This window comes from Streptomyces sp. OR43 (genome assembly GCF_008042275.1).
GTDB lineage: Bacteria > Actinomycetota > Actinomycetes > Streptomycetales > Streptomycetaceae > Streptomyces.
On the sequence record NZ_RDBK01000024.1, the window covers coordinates 1 to 7,645 of the forward strand.

Sequence of the window (7,645 nt, forward strand, 5' to 3'; positions counted from 1 at the left end):
GTCCTGGGTCGGCGCCGACCTCGACCCGGCCTGGCCGGTGGACCTGCGCCGGGCCGTCGTCGCCCGAGCCGTCGAGCTCCACCGGTGGCGCGGTACCCGCCGCGGCCTCGCCGAACACCTCAGGCTCTGCTTCGGCGTGGAGGCAGACATCCATGACGGGGGCGTCGCAGCGGGTTCGGGTTCCGGCGCGGGCGCGGGCGTGCCGGCCTCCGGGGCCGGGGCCGGTGTCCGGGCGCGCCGCGAGGACGACCCGCCCAAATAAGTACCGCAGCTTCCGCAGAAGTCCTCGTCCTCTTCGTTGGCGGCCCCGCACGCCGGGCACGAGCGCGTCATGTCAGTCTCCTGTCTGGTCCGGTGCGGCCGGCAGGATCTCCACCCGGCAGGTGAGGTGGGCGGGGCACGAGGCCCGGACCACGGCGAGCACGCGGGCCGCGTCGACCGGCCGGCCGTGCGGTGCCCGGACGCGTACCAGCAGTTCCCCGGTCGGGGCGGGCGGGAGTTGTCCGCCGGGTTCCGACGACCACGCGGCGCCGCCCCCGTCATGGATGTCTGCCTCCACGCCGAAGCAGAGCCTGAGGTGTTCGGCGAGGCCGCGGCGGGTACCGCGCCACCGGTGGAGCTCGACGGCTCGGGCGACGACGGCCCGGCGCAGGTCCACCGGCCAGGCCGGGTCGAGGTCGGCGCCGACCCAGGACGACAGCCAGGGCAGGAAGTCGTCCGGGGTGAGCGCGGGGTCGAAGTAGGCCGGGAGGTTGTCGAGGGTGGAGAGGACGGGCGCCAGGACCGTGTCGAGGCCCGCCGTGAAGCGCTGGGCGAGGTCGTCGTCCGCGTACAGGGCGGGCAGCAGTCCGCCGATCGGGTAGCGGCTGGGGAGTCCGGGGACCGAGGCCCTGGTCATGAGCGCCCGCCGGGTCCGGCGGCCGTGACGACGACCTGGTGCTGGTGGGAGAAGACGAGGGCGTTCTCGGCGACGTCGATGCGGTCCGCCGCCGCTCCCCGTCGCCCGGTGAGCGGGTCGGCGGGGAACAGCCGTACCTCGTCGACGAGCCGGACTCCGGGCACGGCTTGCAGGACGGCGAAGACCTCCCCGTACTGCACGGGCCGGCCGAACGGCCAGCCCGTCCCGTCCGTGCCGCCCCGCAGCGGGTCGATGTGGCGGAACAGCGCGTCCAGCGCCTCCGTCCGGACGCGGTCCACCTCGCCCTCGTCCGCGAGCAGTTCGGCGACCACGGTGACGCCCACGTAGGCGGGCGGTTCCACGATCAGCCGGGTGCCGACCAGGCGGCGTTCGTCGAGCCGCCCGGAGACCGCCGCCAGCACCGAATCCGGCGGGATCAGCTGCTCGAACCGGAGCCGGCCGCCCTCGTCGGGAACCGCGTCGGGCACCACCAGGACCCGCACCGCACCGCCCTCACCCGCGACGGCGGGCAGGCAGCGGACCCTGCGCAGCGAGCGCGCGGCCTCGCGGGCGATGACCTCGTAGTCCTCGGCCGTGACCGCCCGCTCCTGCACCCGGAGGATGTGCGGCGCGCGCACCTTGGCGTTCTCGACGCTCTCGCCGTCGACGCCGCCGCGGGCCGCCTCACGGTTGGCGACCCCGGCGACGTACGGCACCGAGCTGCGCAGGACGCGGATGGCGCCGCGGGCCACGTTGCCCGCTGCCCCGCCGCCCGTGCGGTAGCGCGGGACGCGGAGCTGGGCGCCCTTCGGGGGCACCGCCCCGTAGCCGCGCATCGTGCCGTCCGCCTCGCGGACCTCCGGCGGGAAGGCGAACCGGCCGGTGACGGCGTCGATCCGGACGTGCCGGTCCTCCGGCGACGAGGCGCCGAAGTGCTCCACGGGTGTCCAGGTCTGCCAGCCGTCGGCGGAGGACACCTGGACGACGGGCGGTTCACCGTCGAGCAGGAGCGGCACCCGGCGTACGGAGAACGTCTGGCCGGCGACGCCTTCGGAGGTGCCGAGCGGGACGTCGAGGACGGTCTCCGCGTGTTCGACGCCGGTGGTGCCGCCGACGGTGAAGACCTCGGCTTCCCGGATCGTCGGCGACTCCGAGTAGAAGGGCTGCCCCGGTTCGGGCGCGGTGACCCGGCAGCGCAGCCAGCCGGCCCGGATCCCGGCCGTCACCGAGGCGGTGTGCCCGGCGGGGACGAACACCGTGATCTCGCCGGGCCTGTTGAGCCCGCCGGTGCTGTCCGTCCCGGTCTCGCAGGGCACCCAGCGGGCCCCGTCCCACGCCTCCCACACCAGCGGCGGCTGCCGGGGGTCGACGCCGACGCCCTCCACCCGGCTGTCCAGGCGTACGGCGACGATGCACCGGGGCACGGCGGTGGGCAGCCCGAACAGCAGGGCGTCGCCCGGTTCCGGACGGGACTGGAAGCAGGGGATGTCCTTGCCCGCGCCGAGCGGGGCGGTGCGGTCGGTCTGGTCCCCGGACGCGGGGGCGGTGACCAGCCTGGTCAGCGAACTCGGCACGATCGCCAGGTCCTCGGTGGTCGAGAAGACGACCGCCTCCTCCGTCTCACCGCGGGCGGTGGCGACCTCCGTACCGGCCGGGAGCCGTACGGTGTCCGGCTGCGGGGCGGACAGCCAGAAGTCGACGTCGGCACGGGCGACCGTCGGCGGGAACAGCTGGACGCCCAGCAGGTCGAGGAAGGCCGAGTAGTTCCGGTCGGGCACCCGGTTCAACCGGTACAGCAGCTGATCGACCATGTACGCGAACGTCTCGATGAGCGTGACCCCGGGGTCCGACACGTTGTGGTCGGTCCATTCGGGAGAGCGCTGCTGGACGTACCGCTTGGCCTCGTCGACGAGTTGCTGGAAGCGACGGTCGTCCAGGTTGGGGGAAGGCAGGGACATCAGCGCGCCTCCGGTTCTTCGGGACCCGCCTCGGGACTGCCGGAGGACGGGATCGTGTAGAAGGGGAAGACGAGGTTGCGCAGGTCGTTGGTGGACCGCACGGTGTAGTGCACGTCGATGTAGAGAGTGCCCTCGTCGACGGTGTCGAAGGCGACCACCACGTCCGTCACCTCGATGCGTGGTTCCCAGCGTTCCAGTGACGTACGCACCTCGTGCGCGATGCGGCCCGCGGTGGCGCCGTCGCCGGGCGCGAAGACGTAGTCGTGGATGCCGCAGCCGAACTCGGGGCGCATCGGCCGCTCCCCCGGCGCGGTGCCGAGCACCAGGCCGATGGCCTCCTCGATCTCCTGGTCCCGCTCGACCATGCCGATGCCGCCCGTGGCACCGACCCGCAGCGGGAAGCCCCAGCCGCGGCCGACGAATCCGGCCCCGCTCATACCGGGCCTCCGATCAGGACGTTCGGCGCACCCATGACGATCTTGGCGCCGCAGCTGGTGGTGTCGCCCATGCGGGCGGCCGGCAGTCCGCCGATCAGGACCATGCCGCCGACCGCGGCGGCCGGGTTCGGCATGACGACGTTCCCGGGTCCGAGCAGGGCGTGCGGCGGGATGACGCACACATGGAGGCTGCCGGTGACGGCGGCCGGCCTGCCGCCGATCAGCACGGTGGCGACGGCGACCGCACCCGGTGGCGGGGTGCCGATGACGCCGCCGTGGACGGTGGGGTCGCCCGAGCGGGCTGCGGGGGGCATGGCTGCTGTTCTCCTTGCTGGGCCGGTGAGTTGAAGCGGTTACCGGTGGCGGGTTCGGGTGTCAGTTGATCCGGATGAGCCTGGCCTTGAGGACGGCGAGCAGTCCGCCGTCCACGGTGACCCCGGTCTTGCCGTTGATGGTCACCGAGGCCCCCTTCACCTCCACGTTCCCCGTGCCGGCGTCGAGCGTGATCCCCGACCGGCCGAGGGACAGGGAGCTCAGCACCCGGGAGGTGCCGCGGGCGAACACCTTCAGCGCGATCTCGCCCTTCCGCTCGTCCAGGGTGACCTCCAGCTGCTTGTCGCCGGTGGCCAGCCGTACTCCGGACGGGCCGCGCGGAGCGTCGAGCAGTTCGATCCGGTTGCCCGAACGGGAAACGAGCGAGCGGCGGTTGACCTTGCCGCTGGTCGGGTCGACCAGCGGCACGTCGTGGGGCGACGGCTTGTCGACGCCGTTGTAGAGGCCGCCCAGCACGTAGGGGCTGTCCAGCAGGCCCTGTTCGAAGCCGACGAGCACCTCGTCGTTGACCTCGGGGCTGAACACCCCGCCGCCGCCCTGGCCGCCCCACTGCACGGTACGGACCCAGTCGGAGACGTAGGTGTCGTCGAGCCAGGGGAACTTCAGCCGGACCGAGCCGCGTTCGCCCTGGCCCCTGCCTTCGCGGATGTCGGTGACGACGCCGATCGCGAGGCCCGGGATGCGGGGGCCGCGCGGGGGCGCGTCGCCGCCGCCGGTGAGTCCGGTCAGGGAGCGGTCGGGGGACGCGCTGACCAGGACGGTCGTGCGGTAGCCGCCGTGCGGGTCGAGGACGTGGTGGGACGCGGTCGCCGTGTAGCGGCCGGCGAAGGCGGGTCCGACGTTGCCCAGGGTGACGGGTTCGCCGGCCCGCAGCCGCGGGTTCCCTTCGGCGACCGCCTCGATCTCCCCGAAGCCGGAGCTGACCCGTGCGGCCACCGCGTCGGCGACCGCGCCGGCCTCGGCCTGGGTCCGGTACGGGGTGTCGGCGACCGTCATCCGGGCCTTCGGGCCGAACGCGCCGGCCGCGGCGGACGGGCTCAGCCCGGGGACGACCGTGGTGGAGCGGACGGACGGCTGACGGGCCACGAGGCGCGTCTTGGTGTCCACGTCCCAGCCGCGCACCTCGACGTCGTCCGCCCCGTCCGCGCCGGTCAGCACGGCGCGCAGGGCCAGCAGGTTCCGCCCGTACTCCAGCACCATCGGATGCTTGGTGGCGGACGTGGCGGGCGAAGGCGCCGAGGCCGCCGGCTTCGGCTTCACGAACTGCAACAGCCCTTTCTCGTCCACCCGTACGTGCGCGCCGCTCTCGCCCGCCAGGTACTGGAGGAAGTCCCAGTCCGAGATGTTGGGCTGCGTGAGCTGCTTGTACATCACGGGCGCCGCCTCGACCTTCCCGCAGGTCAGGCCGGCACCGGCGGCGACCTTGCGGACGATGTCGGCGGCCTTCATGTTGCGGAAGGCCACCACCTTCCGCCCGCGCTGGAGCCGGTGGGCCTTGGAGAACGCCCGGACGACGGTGAAGGAGCCGGTGGTGTCGCTGTCGAGTTCGAGCGCGGTCACCTCACCAGTGAACAGCCGCTCGCGGGCCCGCTCCTGGACCGTGACCACGGAGATCTTCAGGGGGGTGCCGATGGTGATTCCGGTGGCGGTGAGCAGGGTGTGGTACGGATCCCGGTAGGTCAGTACGGCGGTGTCGGGCAGGCCGACGTTCTCGTCGACCGCACAGCTCACCAGCTGGGCGGCCCAGGCCGCGGGAAGTTCGGCGGGCGCCTCGACGATCGGGTCGGCGGCGAAGGAACGGGCGGGTGCGGGGCTCACCGGGTGTCCTCCGAGGCGTGGTCTTCCCTTGCGGGCACGAGGAGTTCCGTGCCGGGGGCCAGCTGCATGGGGTCGTCGATGTCGTTGGCCTCGGCGATCGTGCGCCACGCCGTGGCGTCGCCGTATTCGCGCCAGGCGAGCAGCGGCAGGCTGTCCCCGGCGACGACCCGGTGGGTACGGCGGGCCTCGCGCGATCCGGACGTGGGGTTCTGCCCGGCCGGGTCGACGCTCGCCTCCTCGATGGAGAGGGAGCAGGTGGCGCGCAGCGGCTTCCCGTCGACGTCGAACAGCGTGTACGAGACGGAGAGGCTGGAGAGCACCCCGTCGAACGACGTCGTCTTCGACGTCCCCCAGTCGAAGCGCACCCAGGGGCTCGACGGCTTCTTGCGGCCGAGGCTGCTCGGGGTGGGCACACAGGCGGTCATCAGCTGCTCCACGGCCTTCTCCACGGAGTTGTCGTGGGTGGCGGTGGCGTCCAGGAAGACGTCCAGGGACAGCGACCGGGGCCCGCTGCCCACGAACTCGGGCAGCGCGGACTCACCGGCCGTCCGGGAGGGCGTACGCCGCCACTCGGTGCTCTTGGACAGGGAGAGGGTCGCCGGATTGAACTGCAGCGTGAGCCGGGCGAGGGTGCCGGACGGTTTGGCGCCCACGTCCGTCGGCGGTTCCATGATGGTCAGCTGGGCACGGGCACGGCTCGTGCGGGCGGCTGCGGCCACGGTGTTCCTCCTTCCTGCACGTCTGTGTCGTCAACTCGGTCGGGCGTGCGGGCCATCAGGACGGCACCAGGCCCTCGTGCGCGATCTCCAGGGTCTCGATCGCCGCCTCGGAACTGGACGGGTCGAAGGACGGGCCCTGCCAGCGGACGGGCACGATGCCCTGGATCTGCCAGCTGATGATCCGGCTGAGGTCCGGCCGGAGCGCGACGATCTCGCCGTCCTTGCGCTCCACCCGCTGGGTCGTCTCGTTCAGCCAGCGCGCGATCTTCAGGGTGTCGGCGGTGACGGGCCGCGTCAGCGTGATGTTGGTCCAGGTGATCCGGCCCGGCAGCTGCCAGGTGAAGCCGTTGTTGCCGCCCTCGGCGTACTGCTCCAGCTCCACCTCGGCGCCCAGTCCCGAGCAGGTGTGGAAGGCGCCCAGGTCGCTTCCCCCGATGGCGAGTTTGAAGAACACGCTCGTCGCGAAGATGTTGTCCGTCATGTGCGCTTCTCTTCTTCTCTACGGTCCGGTCCGGGCGATGATGGGGAGTGGTGGGGCGGCGGTGTCAGCGACGGCCGTCGTACGGCCGTCCGGAGCGTTCCCGCCCTCTGCGCAGGTCGGCCCGGAGCAGCCTGCTGACCGGGTCGAGCAGCCGGCGGGCGAGTTCCTCGATGTCCACGCCGGTGGCCGCCTCGTCGGGCCGCGGTGTGCCGGGCGTCGTCGGGGCCGTGGTCGCCGGGGCGGGCTTGGGCTGGACCACCCGCACGGGCACTCCGGAGAGCCCCGCCTCGGCCACCGCCCGCTGAACGGCCTGGGACCCCGGGCCCGTGGCGCGGGTGCCGGGGGCGGCACTCCGGGGCGCGGGGCCACCCGGGGCGSCGCCGCCCCGGTCCGTAACGGGCCGGGCCGGTACGGGGCGTGAGGCGCGCACGGTGAGCGCCGGCGGTCCGGCGGACGGGGCGTCGGGCGGGGCCGGTCCAATGGCGGGTGCGCCGGTCTCGGGCACCACCGGCAGCTGGAGCCGCTGCACCGGCACGGCGGCGCCCCCGGGCCGGGCGGAGCCTGGCGGGTGCGGGCGCACCACGGGGACGGGCGACGCCGCGAACGGTGCGGGCGCGGCGGACCTTGCAGGCGGGGCGGACTGCGGTACGGCGGATGGCGGTTCGGGTCTTGGGGCTGCGGGCGGCGTGGCGGGCGCCCGTCCGGGTACCGGCGCTCCCGCGGGGGTTGCGCCACGCGGCGAGCGCTGGACCAGCCGTACGAGCGAGCGGACGGAGGGCCTCGCCGAACGGGCCGTGGCGGGACGGCCGTTGTCTCCGGCCTTCGCGGCCCGGCCCGGCGCGTCCCCTCGCGGGGCGGTCCGGCGCGAGGAAGCCGGGGGCGTCTGCGCCCGGGGGCCCGAGGACGCCTCGACCGCCGGACCGCCGGCGCTCACCGTGCGCGCCTCACGCCCCGTACCGGCCCGGCCCGTTACGGACCGGGGCGGCGGCGCCCCGGGTGGC

9 protein-coding genes are annotated in these 7,645 nt (G+C 74.0%); 1 reads left to right on the forward strand and 8 read right to left on the reverse strand.

What is annotated here, in order from left to right; translation table 11 throughout:
- A partial coding sequence (locus EAO72_RS12625; protein ID WP_261991449.1) for a phage tail protein occupies positions 1-262 on the forward strand: 262 nt, incomplete at its 5' end.
- A 72-nt stretch (positions 263-334) separates the two neighbouring features.
- On the opposite strand, the gene EAO72_RS12630 is transcribed toward EAO72_RS12625, so the two are convergent.
- The 8 genes from EAO72_RS12630 to EAO72_RS12665 all read right to left on the reverse strand — a co-directional run bounded on the left by EAO72_RS12630 (position 335) and on the right by EAO72_RS12665 (position 7,179).
- Positions 335-898 (reverse strand): phage tail protein, encoded by a 564-nt coding sequence (locus EAO72_RS12630; protein ID WP_148017394.1) that lies wholly within the window; start codon positions 896-898, stop codon positions 335-337.
- On the reverse strand, positions 895-2,856 hold the full coding sequence (locus EAO72_RS12635; protein WP_148017395.1) for a putative baseplate assembly protein: 1,962 nt from the start codon (positions 2,854-2,856) through the stop codon (positions 895-897). Before EAO72_RS12635 ends, EAO72_RS12630 begins: the two co-directional genes overlap by 4 nt.
- Positions 2,856-3,293, reverse strand: coding sequence for a GPW/gp25 family protein (locus EAO72_RS12640; RefSeq protein WP_148017396.1), 438 nt, complete (start codon positions 3,291-3,293; stop codon positions 2,856-2,858). The genes EAO72_RS12635 and EAO72_RS12640 overlap by 1 nt, the downstream gene beginning before the upstream one ends.
- Positions 3,290-3,607 (reverse strand): PAAR domain-containing protein, encoded by a 318-nt coding sequence (locus EAO72_RS12645; protein WP_148017397.1) that lies wholly within the window; start codon positions 3,605-3,607, stop codon positions 3,290-3,292. The genes EAO72_RS12640 and EAO72_RS12645 overlap by 4 nt, the downstream gene beginning before the upstream one ends.
- Before the next feature lie 61 nt (positions 3,608-3,668).
- Positions 3,669-5,444, reverse strand: coding sequence for a VgrG-related protein (locus tag EAO72_RS12650; RefSeq protein WP_148017398.1), 1,776 nt, complete (start codon positions 5,442-5,444; stop codon positions 3,669-3,671).
- On the reverse strand, positions 5,441-6,115 hold the full coding sequence (locus tag EAO72_RS12655; protein ID WP_410090263.1) for a CIS tube protein: 675 nt from the start codon (positions 6,113-6,115) through the stop codon (positions 5,441-5,443). Before EAO72_RS12655 ends, EAO72_RS12650 begins: the two co-directional genes overlap by 4 nt.
- Positions 6,116-6,218: 103 nt before the next feature.
- Positions 6,219-6,644, reverse strand: a complete 426-nt coding sequence (locus EAO72_RS12660) for a phage tail protein (RefSeq protein ID WP_148017400.1) — start codon at positions 6,642-6,644, stop codon at positions 6,219-6,221.
- 64 nt (positions 6,645-6,708) lie between these two features.
- Entirely contained in the window at positions 6,709-7,179 is a 471-nt protein-coding gene (locus EAO72_RS12665; RefSeq protein ID WP_261991450.1) for a hypothetical protein, read from the reverse strand.
- Positions 7,180-7,645: the final 466 nt, after the last annotated feature.